We start from the raw sequence: 16,984 nt of genomic DNA, 5'->3' as shown, positions 1-16,984 counted from the left end.
AGGAGAAATCATACCTTTGCAACCTTATTTTATATGATGCGTTTACACAGAAACTTGGTATTTGCCGTAATTGATGCCCTTCACATGATTTTTAACGAGGGTGAATATGCCGATAAGGTGATTGAAAAGGTATTGCGCTACGATAAACGCTGGGGTTCTCGCGATCGTGGGTTTATAGCCGAGACCACCTATGATATTGTTCGATGGAAACGCCTGTATTCCGAAATAGCTGAAGTGCACGAACCTTACAGCAAACCCCATTTGTTTCGACTGTTCGGTGTTTGGTGCGTATTGCGAGGTATCCGAATTCCGGATTGGAAACAGTTGGAAGGTACCCCCGAACGTCGCATTAAAGGTAGGTTCGATGAGTTATCCAAAATCCGAAAGTTCAGGGAGTCGATTCCCGATTGGATGGATGAACTCGGGGAAAAATCGTTGGGCAACGAACTTTGGACCAAAGAAATTGCCGCCCAAAATCAACAAGCAGACGTAATTTTAAGAACCAATACACTCAAAGTACCTAAGCCACAACTAAAATCATTTTTGGCCAAAGAGGATATCGCCACCGAATTTATTGAAGGTTATCCCGATGCTTTGAAGCTTGTTGAACGGAAAAATGTTTTTGTGACCCAAGCCTTTAAAGATGGATTGTTCGAAGTCCAGGATGCCTCTTCCCAGTTAGTTGCTCCATTTTTGGAAGTGGAACCGGGACAACGTGTGGTAGATGCTTGTGCGGGTGCGGGTGGAAAAACCCTTCACCTAGCTTCTCAAATGCAGAACAAAGGACAATTGATCGCTTTGGATATTTATGAAAGTAAATTGAAAAAACTAAAGAAACGGGCCAGAAGAAATGGTGTACACAATGTAGAGACCAGAGTGATCGATTCCACCAAAGTGATCAAAAAACTTCACAATAGTGCCGATCGCGTATTACTCGATGCCCCCTGTTCAGGTTTGGGGGTGATCAAACGAAACCCTGACTCCAAATGGAAACTGGAACCCGAATTTGTAGACCGGATCATGGTAGTTCAGCAAGATATTCTTCAGAACTACAGTAAAATGGTGAAAAAAGGAGGGCAAATGGTCTATGCCACCTGCTCCATTCTGCCTCAAGAAAATTCGGAACAGGTCAAAAAGTTCTTGGAATCCGAAAGTGGAAAGGATTTTGAATTTGTTAGAGAGCGAAACGTATTTGCTTCGGAAACAGGTTTTGATGGGTTTTACATGGCATTATTGAAGAAAAAACCCTGAAAATCTTTAGACCTTCAGGGTTCCAACTTATCTTAAAGTATGCTCCTTATTCCTTTATGGTAGGATATTCTACACCTAGTTGTTCCAAATAGGTATCATACTTGGTTTCATCATAGTAGAACGCTTCCAAAGCTGGTCGGAACATATCCTGCTTATCCTTGTTCAAGAAGGTTGGAGGCATGTCATCTGCAGAAATCATTGGTTCATATTTTGTTTCCTTGGTCTGCTCATTGTTGAAATAATCCCAAGCTTGGGTCAATAGTTCTGGTTTCAACAAGAAATCCATAATGGTCATAGCCTCGGCTTTTGCCCCTGCGGTTGCTCCTTTGTGAGCTATTGGAGTAGCCATGGCGATAGCGTTCGCCCAGTGGTGACCAGGTAAGCCAGGTATGTTGGATGGAAAACGCATCGTAACCGTTGGTACTTTCCAAGAAATATCTCCGATATCATCAGAACCACCGCTAACAGGTTCCAAAACTGGCATGCCTATTTCGGACAATTCGGTAGGCAAACCTTCTATTTTTCTGGATTCAACCTGAGTTTGAACCGCTTTAGCAAGCTTTTGGTCCGCCTCGGTCCATTCCGGGAGTCCTACTTCCTTAATATTTTCATACATGGTCTCGGCAATCACTTTGTTGTAGTGTCTTGGCCACGCCGTCCCCAACACACGGGATGTCATTGTAGTTCCGGTCATCATGGCCGCACCCTTGGCAATATCGTTGGCCTCTGCGTACATTTCCATGATGCCCTCATAAGTCACATCCCTGAAGTAGAACCAAATTCCAGCTTTGGAGGGTACCACATTGGGTTGGTCTCCTGCATCTGTAAAAATGGAATGGGAACGTTTTAATGGGTGCAAGTGCTCCCTCTTGTAATTCCATCCCACATTCATAAGTTCTGCGGCATCCAAGGCACTTCGGCCCCTCCAAGGAGCTCCAGCAGAATGCGCGGCTTCACCTTCAAACATATATTCCACGGAAATCAGTCCAGTTCCTCGGGTAGGTCCCCAAGAAACACTCAAATTACTGCTCACATGGGTAAAAATGCACATATCAATATCATCAAAAAGACCATCGCGCACATACCATGCTTTGGCAGCCACCAATTCCTCGGCAATTCCAGGCCAAAGAATCAAGGTGCCCCCAATGCCCTCTTTTTCCATCACCTCTTTAACGGCCAAAGCGGATGTGATATTCAATGGAATCCCGGAGTTATGGCCTTCTCCATGACCAGGCGCACCCTCTACAATAGGTTTGTGGTAGGCCACACCAGGGTATTGAGATGCTTTTGGAATACAATCCACATCACTGCCCAATGCAATAACAGGCCCTTCCCCATTGCTCCAAGTTGCGAACCATGCTGTCGGGATATTGGAAATGGAATGCTCTATGGTAAACCCATTCTCTTCCAAGATGCCAGTAAGGTATTTGGAACTTTCCTCTTCTTGAAAGCCCAGTTCGGCAAAACTGAAAATTTTGTCCACCATGACCTGTGTCTGCTTTTTATTGGCTTCAACAATGGCCTCTACCTCGGCTTTAAGTTTTTTGACTTGGCTTTTGGAATACTTTTTCTGTGCTGTTGAAGTGGCTACTCCGGCGAACAGCATAATCCCGGACAACAGGATTTTAGTTGTTTTCATAAGGTTGGTTTTAAGTTAGCTATGAATCTTCTAAGATAGGAAAACAACTTCAATTCGTGCCAAACTTTGGTATGTTGGATTGTTTGACCATAAAGAATAGTAGAGAACCGTCTTTTTGGTTAAAAAAATCATCCTGTACGCCCTAAGCTGTCATTCCGAAGGCTTACCAGGTGTGGTCGAAGTGCGATTCGGAGTCCAATCGTTAAAAAATACTCCTGACCATATTTTTTAGAAAGTGCTTCAGAAAATTACGCCACTCCTGTTCATCGTCCAACAGAAGTACAATAACGATATAGACCAAGACAACCAGGATAGCTTTTACCCATTGGCCCTGATGGTTTGATTTTTTAATGGGTTTCATATGGATTCAAACCTAAGAAAGAAGAATTTTATATAGGATACAGAATTGACCTATCCCTCTTTTGGATGGATGAATGCGCTATCAACAGCACTTCGTTAACAAAACACCTTTTCTGTAGGATGGATTACGTTACAAAATCGTAAATTTGCACTTTCTTAAACCGTTCAACGCAAAGATTGTATGATCCATTTTTTTGGGGACAAGGCGACCAAGGTTTTTGCCGTCCAAACCGCTCAGGAAATCGCTCAGGAAGACACTAACAAACTGACATGGTTGTTTGGCAACCAGCCTAAGATTGAAGCGGCGTCACTCGACGCCTTTTTTGTTGGGCCCCGTGCCGCCATGGTGACTCCTTGGAGTACCAACGCCACAGAAATCACCCAAAATATGGGCATTACAGGAATTATCCGAATCGAGGAATTCCATGCCGTTGAAGAGGATTTTAATGATTTTGACCCAATGCTTTCGCAAAAATACAGGTCTTTGGGACAGGATATATTCACTATAGATATTGTTCCAGAGGCCATCCAAGAGATTGATGACATTGCTGCTTATAACGAAAAGGAAGGATTGGCGTTGAGCGTTGAAGAAGTGGAATACTTAGAAGGATTGGCCAAAAAATTGGACCGTAAGTTGACGGATTCCGAAGTATTTGGTTTCAGTCAAGTGAATTCCGAGCATTGCAGACATAAAATTTTCAATGGAATTTTTGTGATCGATGGAGAAGAAAAACCCTCTTCCCTATTCAAACTGATCAAAAAGACATCCGAAGCCAACCCCAATGATATTGTTTCGGCATATAAGGACAATGTTGCTTTTATTAAAGGACCAAAAGCGGTCCAGTTTGCGCCTAAAAGTGCGGACAAGCCGGACTTTTATGAAGAAAAAGAGTTTGATTCGGTGCTTTCGTTAAAAGCGGAAACCCATAACTTCCCAACCACTGTGGAGCCATTCAACGGCGCTGCGACAGGGTCAGGGGGTGAAATCAGGGACCGTTTGGCCGGAGGAAAAGGATCCTTGCCGTTGGCGGGAACAGCCGTTTACATGACTTCCTACTCTCGCTTGGAGGAAAACCGTCCATGGGAAAAAGGAATGAAAGAAAGGGATTGGTTGTACCAGACTCCGATGGACATCTTGATCAAAGCGTCAAACGGTGCATCCGATTTTGGAAATAAATTCGGTCAACCCTTGATCGCTGGCTCAGTTCTGACCTTTGAGCATGAGGAAGAAGCAAGAAAATTGGGCTTTGACAAAGTAATTATGATGGCCGGAGGTATTGGTTACGGAAAAAAGGACCAAGCTCTAAAAGATACTCCACATAAAGGAGACAGAATAGTCGTTCTAGGTGGTGACAACTACCGTATTGGAATGGGCGGAGCTGCCGTATCCAGTGCGGATACGGGTGAATTCAGTTCTGCCATTGAGTTGAATGCGGTACAACGCTCCAACCCCGAAATGCAAAAACGAGCTTCAAATGCCGTTCGCGGATTGTTTGAAAGTCATGACAATCCTATCGTTTCCATTCACGATCATGGAGCTGGTGGACACCTCAACTGTTTGTCGGAATTGGTGGAAGAAACCGGGGGTACCATAGATACGGACAAGTTGCCCGTTGGAGACCCTACGCTTTCCAAGAAGGAGTTGATCGGAAACGAGTCGCAAGAACGAATGGGATTGGTCATCGGAGAAAAAGATTTGGATCTATTGAATCGAGTTTCGGCCCGTGAACGATCCCCAATGTACAATGTGGGTGAAGTTACTGGCGACCACACCTTCAAATTTACTTCTGGCAAAACGGGTGAAACCCCGATGAACCTGGAACTTTCCGATATGTTCGGAAGCTCTCCCAAAACTATTATGGAGGATAAGACCGCCCAACAGAAGTATCCAGCACTTGCTTATTCCTTGGAAGATTTCCACGACTATTTAGAGCAAGTACTGCAATTGGAAGCGGTTGCCTGCAAAGATTGGTTGACCAATAAAGTGGACCGATGTGTTGGCGGACGCGTTGCAAAGCAACAATGTGCAGGACCCTTACAATTGCCCTTGAACAATTGTGGCGTAATGGCCCTCGATTTTAAAGGAAAGGAAGGCATTGCCACCAGTATTGGCCACTCCCCCATCTCGGCTTTGATAGACCCTGTTGCGGGTAGTAGGAACAGCGTAGCGGAATCGCTGACCAATATAGTTTGGGCACCGCTGAAAGATGGTCTAAAATCCGTATCCCTATCAGCTAACTGGATGTGGCCTTGCAGAAATGAAGGTGAAGATGCCCGTTTGTATTCGGCTGTGGAGTCCTTGTCGGAATTTGCGATAGATTTGGGCATCAATGTGCCCACTGGAAAGGATTCGCTTTCCATGAAACAAAAATATAAGGATGGTGAAGTACTGTCTCCAGGGACGGTTATTATCTCCGCCGCAGCCAGTTGCAACAACATCAACCAAGTGGTGGAGCCTGTTTTACAGAAAGATGGCGGTGATATTTACTACATCAACCTTTCCAAAGATAACCACAAATTGGGTGGTTCTTCCTTTGCACAGATTTTGAACGGCATTGGGGACGAAGCTCCTTCCGTTTTGGATACGGGCTACTTTAAAACTGCTTTCAACACCTTGCAAGAGCTCATCAAAGATGGTCAGATATTGGCAGGTCACGATGTGGCATCAGGTGGTTTGATCACCACCTTGTTGGAACTTTGCTTTGCAGACAACGATTTGGGCGCCAACTTGGATTTATCCAGTTTGAACGAACAGGACATCATCAAACTATTGTTCTCTGAAAATATTGGCGTGGTGTTCCAAGCCAAAGATGCTTCAGTAGAAAATAAATTGAAAGCTGCAGGGGTTGAATTTTCCAAAATAGGTACTCCAACATCAGAAAGCACCTTGAAAATCAAAAACAATGGTGTTGAAATAGGATTGAACATTATCTCCTTGCGTGATACCTGGTTCAAGACATCTTACCTTTTGGACAGCAAGCAAACCGCTAATGGTTTGGCCAAGGACCGCTATGACAACTACAAGGAGCAGCCCTTGCAATATAGTTTCCCAACCGAATTTAATGGTGCTCTACCGGAAGTTCCGACCTCAAAAAGACCCAAAGCAGCCATTCTTCGCGAAAAAGGAAGTAATTCCGAGCGTGAAATGGCCAATGCGATGTTCTTGGCCGGCTTTGATGTGAAAGATGTACACATGACCGACCTTATTACAGGTAGGGAGACCTTGGAAGATATCCAGTTCATCGGTGCGGTAGGTGGCTTCTCCAACTCCGATGTATTGGGGAGCGCCAAAGGCTGGGCAGGTGCTTTTAAGTACAACGAAAAGGCCAATAAGGCTTTAAAGGATTTCTTTGCGAGGCCCGATACCTTATCCGTAGGGATTTGCAACGGATGCCAATTGTTCATGGAGTTGGACCTTATCAACCCTGAACACGGAACCCATGGTAGAATGACCTATAACGATTCCCATAAGCACGAGAGCAACTTCACCTCAGTAAAGATCCAAGAAAACAATTCAGTGATGCTTTCCGGCATGGCCGGGACCACCTTGGGTGTTTGGATCAGTCATGGTGAGGGTAAATTCAGTCTACCACATACGGAGGAGCAATATCATATTGTGGCAAAATATGGATACGAGGGCTACCCGGCCAATCCAAACGGAAGTGATTACAACACTGCCATGCTTTGCGATAAAACAGGCAGACACTTGGTGACAATGCCGCACATAGAGCGTTCCACCTTCCCATGGAACTGGGCCCACTATCCAAAAGATAGAACCGATACGGTAACTCCTTGGTTACAAGCTTTTGTAAATGCCAGGGAATGGTTGGAAAAACTCGAAGATTAATAAAATCATAAAGAGTCGGAGGTATTTTATTGGGAATTTTGTAAAATTTACCCCATGTAATTGTTAAATCTGTTTCATTGTTAAGGTCTGATTTGCTAATTTGCAACCGCTTTACATAAAACTTACTATGCAAACTGTTACCCGATTATTTGATTTCCCATACTATCAGCTTGAAAAATACCCCTTAGAAAAATCATTGGTCACCAAAAGTGACGGCAAATGGATCGGCACATCCACAAAGGAGTACATTAACCAAGCAAATGCGGTAAGCAGGGCTTTGTTAACCATGGGTGTTAAACCAAACGATAAGATTGCCATTATTTCCATGACCAATCGTACTGAATGGAACATCATGGATATCGGAGTCCTTCAAATCGGCGCACAAACAGTTCCCATATACCCTACTATTTCAGAGGAGGATTATGAGTATATCCTTAACCATTCCGAGGCCAAATATTGCTTTGTTTCCTGCGAAGAGGTGCTGGAAAAAGTACTTGCCGTAAGTTCCAAGATTAAAAAGCTTGAGGAAGTTTATTCCTTCAATGAACTTGAAAATTGTAAAAATTGGAAAGAATTGTTGGAATCGGGAGCTGACACATCAAATCAAGAAGAAGTTGAAAAATTGAAAGCTAACGTCAAGGCTGAAGACTTGGCCACGTTGATATACACCTCTGGCACAACAGGTAAACCAAAGGGAGTAATGCTTTCGCACGATAATATTGTATCCAATGTGGTTTCGAGTGAAGAAAGGGTCCCTTTTGAATCCGGAGGAGTTGCATTAAGCTTTTTGCCCGTCTGCCATATTTTCGAGAGAATGATCCTTTATCTCTATCAATATTGCGGAATCCAAATTTACTTTGCCGAAGGTCTGGACAAAATCAGTGATAATATTAAGGAGGTAAAGCCCAATGTAATGACCGTGGTGCCTCGTTTATTGGAAAAAGTATACGACGCCATCATTGCCAAAGGAGCTGCGCTCACGGGCATAAAAAAGAAACTGTTCTTCTGGGCCGTAGAAGTGGGACTTAAATTTGAACCTTATGGTGCAAATGGTTGGTGGTACGGAAAAAAATTAGGACTTGCCAGAAAATTGATTTTCAGTAAATGGAAGGAAGGTCTTGGTGGAAACTTATCTGTAATGGTTTCCGGCAGTGCTGCGCTCCAACCCAGATTGGCACGCATTTTTGGTGCGGCTGATATGCCAGTGATGGAAGGTTATGGACTTACAGAAACTTCACCTGTGATTGCAGTAAACGACCAACGGAATAGAGGCTGGAAAATTGGAACTGTAGGTAAAATTATAGATAGGGTCGAAGTAAAAATAGCAGAAGACGGAGAAATCCTATGCAAAGGACCCAACGTAATGATGGGCTATTATAAAGACCCTGAAAGAACTGCTCAAGTAATGACAGGCGAATATTTTCATACGGGTGACATAGGTGAGATCGATGCAGAAGGATTTTTACGCATTACGGATCGTAAAAAGGAAATGTTCAAGACATCCGGTGGAAAATATGTTGCTCCACAATTGTTGGAGAACCGCTTTAAGCAATCCCGGTTCATAGAGCAAATCATGGTTGTTGGAGAAGGTGAAAAAATGCCTGCCGCTTTGATTCAACCCAACTTCGAATTTGTAAAGGAGTGGGGTAAACGCCATGATCTTAATTTAGGATCCAATGCCGAAATAGTTAAAAATGAGAAAGTAATTGCGCGCATGCAAGAGGAAGTGGATTGGGCCAATCAAGAATTTGCCAAATGGGAAAAGGTCAAGCAGTTTAGACTTACCCCCGACGTATGGAGCGTGGAAGAAGGCCACCTCACCCCTACCATGAAACTTAAACGAAAAATTGTCAAGGAAAAATACACATCCCTTTACAATGATATTTACGGTCATTGATCTGTCCATTTCATCAAAATATAAAGCCTGCAAGTTGCAGGCTTTTTTTTGCTGCTATTTAATCTGAAATTTATTATGCATGCATAATAAATTTTTATATATTTGAGAACACCAAACCAGTTCTATGAAAGATTTGACCATTGATTACGCCCTTAGGGCCACCTGGCAGGCTGTTAGTAAAATGTACAATGAGGAAGCGAAAAACTACGGGCTTACAATGGCCATTGGATTTACCTTATTAAGTATTGACCCAAAAGGAGGTACACCAAGTACCACCTTAGGACCAAAAATGGGAATGGAAGCAACTAGTTTGTCAAGAATCTTAAAAAATATTGAACAAAGAGGTTACATTCAACGTAAACGTAATCCTAAGGATGGACGTGGAGTCCTGATTTATTTAACACCACTGGGTTTGGAAAAACGTGAGGAGTCCAAAGAAGTGGTGCTGCGTTTCAACGAAGTGGTAAAAGAAAATACCACACAAGAAGATTTGGTGGGTTTCTTTAGGATCATAGAAACCATCAACAAGCTGATTACAGATAAAAAAATCTATACAAAAACAACTAATAATTAATTTATAAATCGCACATGAAAAGGCATATAAACAAAGTTGCCGTAATCGGTTCCGGAATAATGGGAAGTGGCATTGCATGCCATTTTGCGAATATTGGGGTCGAAGTTCTTTTATTGGATATAGTTCCACGCGAACTGACCGACAAGGAAAAAGCCCAAGGGCTTACCTTGGAAGACAAAGCGGTCCGCAATCGTTTGGTGAACGAATCGCTCGCATCTGCATTAAAGTCCAAACCCTCCCCCATTTATCACAAAAAATTCGCTGATCGCATCAGCACAGGAAACTTGGAAGATGACATTTCCAAAGTGGCCGAAGTAGATTGGATCATTGAAGTGGTAGTGGAACGTTTGGACATCAAGAAGCAGGTGTTTGAGAATTTGGACAAACACCGCTCCCCCGGTACGTTGATCACTTCGAACACCTCAGGTATCCCCATCCGATTTATGAGCGAAGGGAGAAGCGATGATTTCCAGAAACACTTCTGTGGTACGCACTTTTTCAACCCGGCCCGATACTTAAAACTTTTCGAAATTATACCTGGTCCAGAAACCTCCACTGAGGTTTTGGAGTTCCTGAACGGATATGGTGAGCAATACTTGGGCAAAACCTCGGTGGTTGCCAAAGATACTCCTGCTTTTATAGGTAACCGTATTGGAATCTTCAGTATTCAAAGTTTGTTACACACGGTAAAAGAAATGGGAATGACGGTCGAGGAAGTCGATAAATTGACAGGTCCCGTTATCGGAAGACCCAAATCCGCCACTTTCCGTACCGTGGATGTGGTAGGACTGGATACCCTTGTACATGTGGCCAACGGAATCAGTGAAAACTGTAAGGACGACGAGCGCCATGAACTCTTCCAATTGCCCGATTTCATCCAAACCATGATGGACAACAAATGGCTGGGCAGTAAAACTGGACAAGGATTTTACAAAAAAATTAAAGGCGACGATGGCAAAAGCGAAATCCTGACATTGGATTTGGATACCATGGACTACCGCTCGAAAAAGAGCGCCAAATTTGCCACTTTAGAGCTCACAAAGACCATAGATAAGGTAATTGACCGTTTCCCTGTATTGGTGGATGGCAAAGACAAGGCTGGAGAATTCTACAGAAAGAGCTTCGGAGCACTTTTCGCCTATGTTACCCATCGTATTCCTGAAATTACTGATGAATTATATAAAATAGATGATGCCATGAAGGCCGGCTTCGGTTGGGAGCACGGACCGTTCCAAATTTGGGATGCCGTAGGACTCGACAAAGGTCTTGAACTTATCAAGGCTGAAGGTTTGGAAGCTGCCCCATGGGTGTCCGAAATGAAAGAAGCGGGAATTGATTCGTTCTACACGGTAAAAGAAGGGAATACCTACTTCTATGATATTCCTAAAAAGACCATGGAAAAAGTTCCAGGTCAGGATGCCTTTATTATTTTGGACAACATCAGAAAAACCAAAGAAGTCTTCAAAAACAGCGGTGTTGTTATCGAAGATTTAGGTGATGGAATCCTTAACTGTGAATTTCAATCCAAAATGAACACTATCGGCGGGGATGTACTAGCTGGTTTGAACAAAGCTGTAGATCTGGCCGAAAAGGATTTTGCAGGATTGGTCATTGGTAACCAAGCCGCGAATTTCTCTGTTGGTGCCAATATCGGAATGATCTTTATGATGGCTGTGGAACAAGAATATGATGAGCTGAACATGGCCATCAAAATGTTCCAGGACACTATGATGCGTATGCGATATTCATCCATCCCAACAGTTTCTGCCCCGCACGGTATGTGCTTGGGCGGCGGTTGTGAACTTTCGCTCCATGCCGATAAAGTGGTGGCCGCGGCCGAAACCTACATCGGTTTGGTGGAATTCGGCGTTGGTGTGATTCCTGGTGGAGGTGGTTCCAAAGAAATGGCTCTCCGCGCTTCGGACACGTTTAGAAAAAACGATGTGGAACTCAATGTACTACAGGAGTATTTCCTTACTATCGGAATGGCCAAAGTTTCAACTTCGGCCTATGAGGCCTACGACTTGGGCATCCTTCAAAAAGGAAAAGATGTGGTCGTGGTCAATAAAGACCGTCAGATCGCAACGGCAAAGGCCTATGCCAAACTAATGGCGGATGCAGGTTATACTAAGCCTGTGAAGCGAAAAGATGTGAAGGTACTAGGAAAACAGGCCCTGGGTATGTTCTTGGTGGGAACGGACTCCATGGAAGCCGGACATTACATTTCGGAGCACGACAAAAAGATTGCCGATAAACTGGCCTACGTAATGGCAGGAGGTGACCTTTCTGAAGCGACAATGGTAACTGAACAATATTTATTGGATTTGGAAAGAGAAGCATTTCTATCGCTATGTACCGAAAGAAAGACTTTGGAACGTATCCAGCACATGTTGAAAACAGGAAAACCACTTAGAAATTAGATGATTTGGAACGTTAGATGTATCGATTGATCGATAAAGCAAACCGACTCTCCAAAAATCCGATAAACAAAGAATCCAAAGAAAGATGAAAACAGCATATATAGTAAAAGGATATAGAACGGCCGTGGGCAAAGCACCAAAAGGCCTCTTCAGGTTTAAGCGACCAGACGAACTGGCAGCCGAAACCATCGAATACATGATGAACGAGCTACCTCAACTGGACAAAAAACGTATTGATGACGTTATCGTTGGAAATGCCATGCCCGAAGCCGAACAAGGTCTGAACATGGGAAGGCTCATATCCTTAATGGGACTTGAGATAGAAGATGTGCCCGGCGTTACCGTTAACCGTTATTGTGCCTCAGGACTGGAAACCATAGGAATTGCCACAGCAAAAATACAGTCTGGAATGGCCGATTGTATTATCGCCGGTGGTGCCGAAAGTATGAGTTACATTCCAATGGGTGGTTATAAACCAACCCCGGATTACGCCACGGCCAAAGAAGGTCACGAAGATTACTATTGGGGCATGGGGCTTACAGCGGAAGCCGTTGCCAAACAATTCAAGGTGTCCCGCGAAGATCAGGACGAATTTGCATTTAATTCCCATATGAAAGCTTTGAAAGCCCAAGAAGAGGACCGCTTTCAAGATCAAATTGTTCCCATTGAGGTGGAACACACCTTTGTGAACGAGGCAGGGAAAAAAGAAACCAAAACATACACCGTCAATAAAGATGAAGGCCCGAGAAAAGGAACCAACATTCCAACCTTGAATAAGTTGCGACCGGTTTTTGCCGAAGGAGGTAGTGTAACTGCAGGGAATTCTTCACAAATGAGTGATGGTGCTGCTTTTGTAATGGTAATGAGTGAGGAAATGGTGAAAGAATTGAACCTGGAGCCGGTTGCCCGTTTGGTAAACTATGCTGCAGCTGGCGTGGAACCAAGGATAATGGGGATTGGACCTGTAAAAGCAATCCCAAAAGCTTTAAAGCAAGCTGGGATGAAACAAGACCAGATAGACCTTATTGAACTGAACGAAGCTTTTGCATCACAGTCCTTGGCCGTTATCCGCGAACTTGACCTTAACCAAGATATCGTAAACGTGAACGGAGGTGCCATAGCACTTGGACACCCTCTCGGATGTACTGGAGCAAAACTGTCCGTTCAGCTTTTTGATGAAATGAGAAAGCGCGATATGAAAGGCAAATACGGCATGGTCACTATGTGCGTGGGTACTGGGCAAGGTGCCGCAGGTATATTCGAATTCCTAAACTAAAAATTACTAAACAAAAAATATCATGAGCGATACAAAAGAAAAAGACATATTGAGAGGAGGTCAATTTTTGGTCAAGGAGACCAAATGTGAGGACGTGTTCACCCTTGAGGACCTCAACGAGGAACAAAAAATGATGCGCGATAGCACCAAGGAATTTGTAGACCGAGAGCTTTGGGCACATTGGGAGCGTTTCGAGAAAAAAGATTACGCATACACAGAAGAATGCATGAAAAAGGCAGGAGAACTTGGCTTGCTCAGTGTGGCAGTTCCCGAAGCTTATGGTGGTATGGGCATGGGATTCGTTTCCACCATGTTGGTCTGTGACTATATTTCAGGAGCCACGGGGTCCTTTAGTACCGCTTTTGGAGCCCATACGGGAATTGGAACCTTGCCCATTACGTTATACGGAACCGAAGAGCAAAAACAAAAATATGTGCCGAAACTAGCCACAGGAGAATGGTTTGGTGCGTATTGTTTGACAGAGCCAGGAGCTGGGTCAGATGCAAACTCTGGTAAAACAAAAGCAGTGCTCTCCGACGATGGTAAATACTACAGCATAACAGGACAGAAAATGTGGATATCCAACGCTGGTTTCTGCAACCTGTTCATTGTTTTTGCCAGAATCGAAGATGATAAAAATATTACCGGTTTTATTGTCGAAAACGACTCGGCAAATGGAATTTCCCTCGGTGAAGAAGAAAAAAAATTGGGAATCCACTCCTCTTCTACCCGTCAGGTATTTTTCAACGATACCAAAGTACCTGTTGAAAATATGCTCTCTGAGCGAGGAAACGGATTCAAAATAGCCATGAACGCACTAAATGTGGGCAGGATTAAATTGGCAGCCGCATGTTTGGAAGCTCAAAGAAGAGTTATTGGTGAGGCTACCAAATATGCCAACGAACGTGTTCAATTTAAAACACCAATCATAAACTTTGGTGCCATTAAAGCAAAAATTGCAGATATGACCACCAACGCTTATGTGGATGAAGCTGCTTGCTACCGTGCAGCCAAAAACATCGAGGACAGAATTGCCATTCGCGAAGCAAGTGGCAACTCTCACCAAGAAGCAGAGCTCAAAGGCGTAGAAGAATACGCTATTGAATGTTCCATTTTAAAAGTGGCAGTTTCCGAACACGTTCAGCATACCACGGATGAAGGTATACAAGTATTCGGAGGAATGGGCTTTAGCGCCGATACCCCAATGGAATCTGCCTGGAGAGATGCTCGTATTTCCAGGATTTATGAAGGCACCAATGAAATCAACCGTATGCTTTCCGTAGGAATGTTGGTAAAGAAAGCCATGAAAGGCCACGTAGACCTTTTAGGCCCTGCAACTGCTGTGGGAGAAGAACTAATGGGCATTCCGTCTTTTGATACACCGGATTTTTCCGAACTGCTTTCCGAAGAAAAGGACCTGATAGCCAGATTGAAAAAAGTATTCTTGATGGTGGCCGGTAGCGCTGTTCAAAAATTTGGACCGGATTTGGAAAAACATCAAATGTTGTTGATGGCCGCTTCCGATATTTTGATTCAAATTTATATGGCGGAATCAGCTATCCTAAGAACTGAGAAAAATGCAAAACGCTTTGGTGAAGAAGCTCAGGCTGCGCAAATCGCCATGTCCAAACTGTATTTGTACAGGGCGGTCGACATCATCCAACAAAAAGGAAAGGAAGCTATAGTTTCTTTTGCCGAAGGCGATGAACAACGTATGATGTTGATGGGACTGAAACGCTTTACCAAGTATACAAATCAACCCAATGTTGTGAAACTTAGAACGCAGATAGCCGACAAAGTTGCAGCAGATAACGGGTATACCTTTGACTAATTCAAATAAATGTTGGGATGAAAACCCACTAGGATTTGAAAACGCCCCTACCTGGGGCGTTTTTTTGTTAACCTATGGATTCCAATATTTTTTCGTCCCCTTGCTTTTTGGAGAAATTAATAGCACATTCAATTAGTGCCAAGTGTGAATAGGCCTGTGGAAAATTCCCCAACAACCTTTTGGTCTTAAAATCGATGTCCTCACTAAAAAGTCCCAAATGGTTACTATAGCTCAACAAGCGTTCAAAACGCTCCAGGGCCTTTTCTTCCTCACCAATTTTGAACAATGCGTTGATAAACCAAAAGGTACAAATCGTAAAAGAAGAAGATGGCAGTCCAAAGTCATCTTCATTTTTATATCGATATAAAAGGCCATCATTACTTAGACCTTCCTCTATGGCTTTTACCGTGCTAACATATTTAGGGTCCCTGGCATGGATAAAACCGTATGGCTCCATTAAAAGTACCGAAGCATCCAAATGACGGGATCCGTAGCTTTGAACAAATGCATTGATATCATTGTTCCATGCGTTTTTATGGATATCTTCTTTTATTTCTTGCTCAAGGGCCGTCCAACGTTCCAGTTTTCTTGTTTTACCAAACATTTTGGCCACTTTTATCGCACGGTCCAAGGCTACCCAACACAAAACCTTTGAAAAGGTAAAGTGTTTGTCCTCACCGCGGAACTCCCAAATACCTTTATCGGGCTCCTCCCAGTGTTTACCCACTATCCATACAATACCCTTGGTAATGCTCCATAGCTCTTCCACGTTTTCAATATCGTTGCTGAAGTTTTTCAACTGCTCGTAAATCACATCCATCAAAATGCCATAAATATCGTTTTGACGTTGTTTATATGCAGCATTGCCAACACGAACAGGCTTGGAGCCTTTGTACCCATCAAAATGGTTCAAGGTTCTCTCTGTTAATGTTTTTTCCTTATTGATGCCATACATGATCTGGAGTTTTTCATCCTTGTCGGGCATCAAATCAATAATAAACTGAAGGTAACGCTTGGCTGAGTTCTTATGTCCAAGTTCGGAAACCACCTTGATCACCATGGAAGCATCCCTGATCCAACAAAAACGGTAATCCCAGTTTCTGACTTCGCCAATGGTTTCAGGAAGCGATGTGGTCGCTGCGGCCAAAACAGCTCCTGTTTTGTCGTAAGTCAACATTTTAAGCGTTATGGCACTTCTTATTATATCGTCTTTAAACTTCTGATAGTTGGGTGTTTTCGCAGCCCAATCCAACCAGTACACCTTGGTACGCTCCAGTTCCAACCCCATAGTATCGGTAGTAGGCTTCAATATTTTTTCATTGTAACAAATCAAAAAATAGCCATCTTCCTTCAAAATAAACTCATCGCCCTCTAAAACACCTTTCTTATCAAAAGATGTGTACATGAAAAGGGTGTCGTATTTTAATTTATGGGTAAGGCTGGCAATAAAATCCTCCTTTACGAAATGCTTGGTCGCTCCCAACCCGTATTCCAATTTGGGATCGTATTTTACCGAAAACTTCGGCTCTCCCGAAATATATTTCACATAACGGATAATTTCGGGTTGTGCCTTATACTTACCGTTCATTTTATGGTGCCTGGGCATAAAATCGTGCACCTCAAAAATATTATCGCCTTCCGTAAAGCGTGTGATTAAAATAGCGGTATTGCGATAATATTCCTGTTCAATGGCATAATCCCCTTTTGGATGTACTTCAAAACTCCCTCCTTTTTGCTCATCGAGCAATTTTGCAAATATCGAAGTAGAGTCAAATTGAGGCAAACAGCACCAGTCTATGGAGCCTTCTTTGGAAATCAATGCCGCACTCCTGCAATTTCCTATAATTCCGTAATTCAAATTGTCCATAGGTCAAAAATTCTCAAAAGGG

The 16,984-nt window shown here is 43.4% G+C and carries 9 protein-coding genes; 7 read left to right on the top strand and 2 right to left on the bottom strand.

Annotated elements, in window-relative coordinates:
* The first annotated feature begins 36 nt into the window (after positions 1–36).
* The gene (locus J0X13_RS02960; protein WP_207070795.1) at positions 37–1,251 is read left to right on the top strand and encodes an RsmB/NOP family class I SAM-dependent RNA methyltransferase; all 1,215 of its coding nucleotides are present in this window, start codon (positions 37–39) and stop codon (positions 1,249–1,251) included.
* Positions 1,252–1,297: 46 nt separating this feature from the next.
* Here the strand turns inward: J0X13_RS02960 and J0X13_RS02955 are convergent, their stop codons facing one another.
* Positions 1,298–2,890: an amidohydrolase gene (locus J0X13_RS02955; protein ID WP_207069971.1), complete on the bottom strand. Its 1,593-nt coding sequence runs from the start codon at positions 2,888–2,890 to the stop codon at positions 1,298–1,300.
* A 541-nt stretch (positions 2,891–3,431) separates the two neighbouring features.
* Here J0X13_RS02955 and purL point away from each other — a divergent pair.
* The 6 genes from purL to J0X13_RS02925 all read left to right on the top strand — a co-directional run bounded on the left by purL (position 3,432) and on the right by J0X13_RS02925 (position 15,095).
* Positions 3,432–7,097 (top strand): phosphoribosylformylglycinamidine synthase, encoded by a 3,666-nt coding sequence (gene purL, locus J0X13_RS02950; protein ID WP_207069970.1) that lies wholly within the window; start codon positions 3,432–3,434, stop codon positions 7,095–7,097.
* A gap of 127 nt (positions 7,098–7,224) precedes the next feature.
* Entirely contained in the window at positions 7,225–8,994 is a 1,770-nt protein-coding gene (locus tag J0X13_RS02945) for an AMP-dependent synthetase/ligase (protein ID WP_207069969.1), read from the top strand.
* A gap of 124 nt (positions 8,995–9,118) precedes the next feature.
* On the top strand, positions 9,119–9,568 hold the full coding sequence (locus J0X13_RS02940) for a MarR family winged helix-turn-helix transcriptional regulator (protein WP_207027079.1): 450 nt from the start codon (positions 9,119–9,121) through the stop codon (positions 9,566–9,568).
* 14 nt (positions 9,569–9,582) lie between these two features.
* Positions 9,583–11,988 carry a 3-hydroxyacyl-CoA dehydrogenase/enoyl-CoA hydratase family protein gene (locus J0X13_RS02935; RefSeq protein ID WP_207069968.1) on the top strand — a complete coding sequence of 802 codons (2,406 nt, stop codon included), beginning with the start codon at positions 9,583–9,585 and terminating at the stop codon, positions 11,986–11,988.
* 85 nt (positions 11,989–12,073) lie between these two features.
* The gene (locus J0X13_RS02930) at positions 12,074–13,264 is read left to right on the top strand and encodes an acetyl-CoA C-acyltransferase (protein WP_207069967.1); all 1,191 of its coding nucleotides are present in this window, start codon (positions 12,074–12,076) and stop codon (positions 13,262–13,264) included.
* A 22-nt stretch (positions 13,265–13,286) separates the two neighbouring features.
* Entirely contained in the window at positions 13,287–15,095 is a 1,809-nt protein-coding gene (locus tag J0X13_RS02925) for an acyl-CoA dehydrogenase FadE (RefSeq protein WP_207069966.1), read from the top strand.
* A gap of 67 nt (positions 15,096–15,162) precedes the next feature.
* Here J0X13_RS02925 and J0X13_RS02920 read toward each other — a convergent pair whose 3' ends face one another.
* Positions 15,163–16,962, bottom strand: a complete 1,800-nt coding sequence (locus J0X13_RS02920) for a glycoside hydrolase family 15 protein (RefSeq protein ID WP_207069965.1) — start codon at positions 16,960–16,962, stop codon at positions 15,163–15,165.
* Between the last annotated feature and the right edge of the window lie 22 nt (positions 16,963–16,984).

The organism is [Muricauda] lutisoli (nom. illeg.), from assembly GCF_017313105.1.
Classification (GTDB): Bacteria; Bacteroidota; Bacteroidia; order Flavobacteriales; family Flavobacteriaceae; genus Flagellimonas; species Flagellimonas lutisoli.
The sequence above is the reverse complement of the archived record's forward strand: the minus strand, read 5'-3'. Positions and strand labels throughout refer to the sequence as shown.

Excerpts from the sequence above, each read along its gene's own strand:
- J0X13_RS02930 (WP_207069967.1), top strand. The coding sequence starts at position 12,074 with ATGAAAACAGCATATATAGTAAAAGGATATAGAACGGCCGTGGGCAAA.
- J0X13_RS02945 (WP_207069969.1), top strand. The coding sequence starts at position 7,225 with ATGCAAACTGTTACCCGATTATTTGATTTCCCATACTATCAGCTTGAA.
- J0X13_RS02920 (WP_207069965.1), bottom strand. The coding sequence starts at position 16,962 with ATGGACAATTTGAATTACGGAATTATAGGAAATTGCAGGAGTGCGGCA.
- J0X13_RS02955 (WP_207069971.1), bottom strand. The coding sequence starts at position 2,890 with ATGAAAACAACTAAAATCCTGTTGTCCGGGATTATGCTGTTCGCCGGA.
- J0X13_RS02935 (WP_207069968.1), top strand. The coding sequence starts at position 9,583 with ATGAAAAGGCATATAAACAAAGTTGCCGTAATCGGTTCCGGAATAATG.
- purL (WP_207069970.1), top strand. The coding sequence starts at position 3,432 with ATGATCCATTTTTTTGGGGACAAGGCGACCAAGGTTTTTGCCGTCCAA.
- J0X13_RS02925 (WP_207069966.1), top strand. The coding sequence starts at position 13,287 with ATGAGCGATACAAAAGAAAAAGACATATTGAGAGGAGGTCAATTTTTG.
- J0X13_RS02960 (WP_207070795.1), top strand. The coding sequence starts at position 37 with ATGCGTTTACACAGAAACTTGGTATTTGCCGTAATTGATGCCCTTCAC.
- J0X13_RS02940 (WP_207027079.1), top strand. The coding sequence starts at position 9,119 with ATGAAAGATTTGACCATTGATTACGCCCTTAGGGCCACCTGGCAGGCT.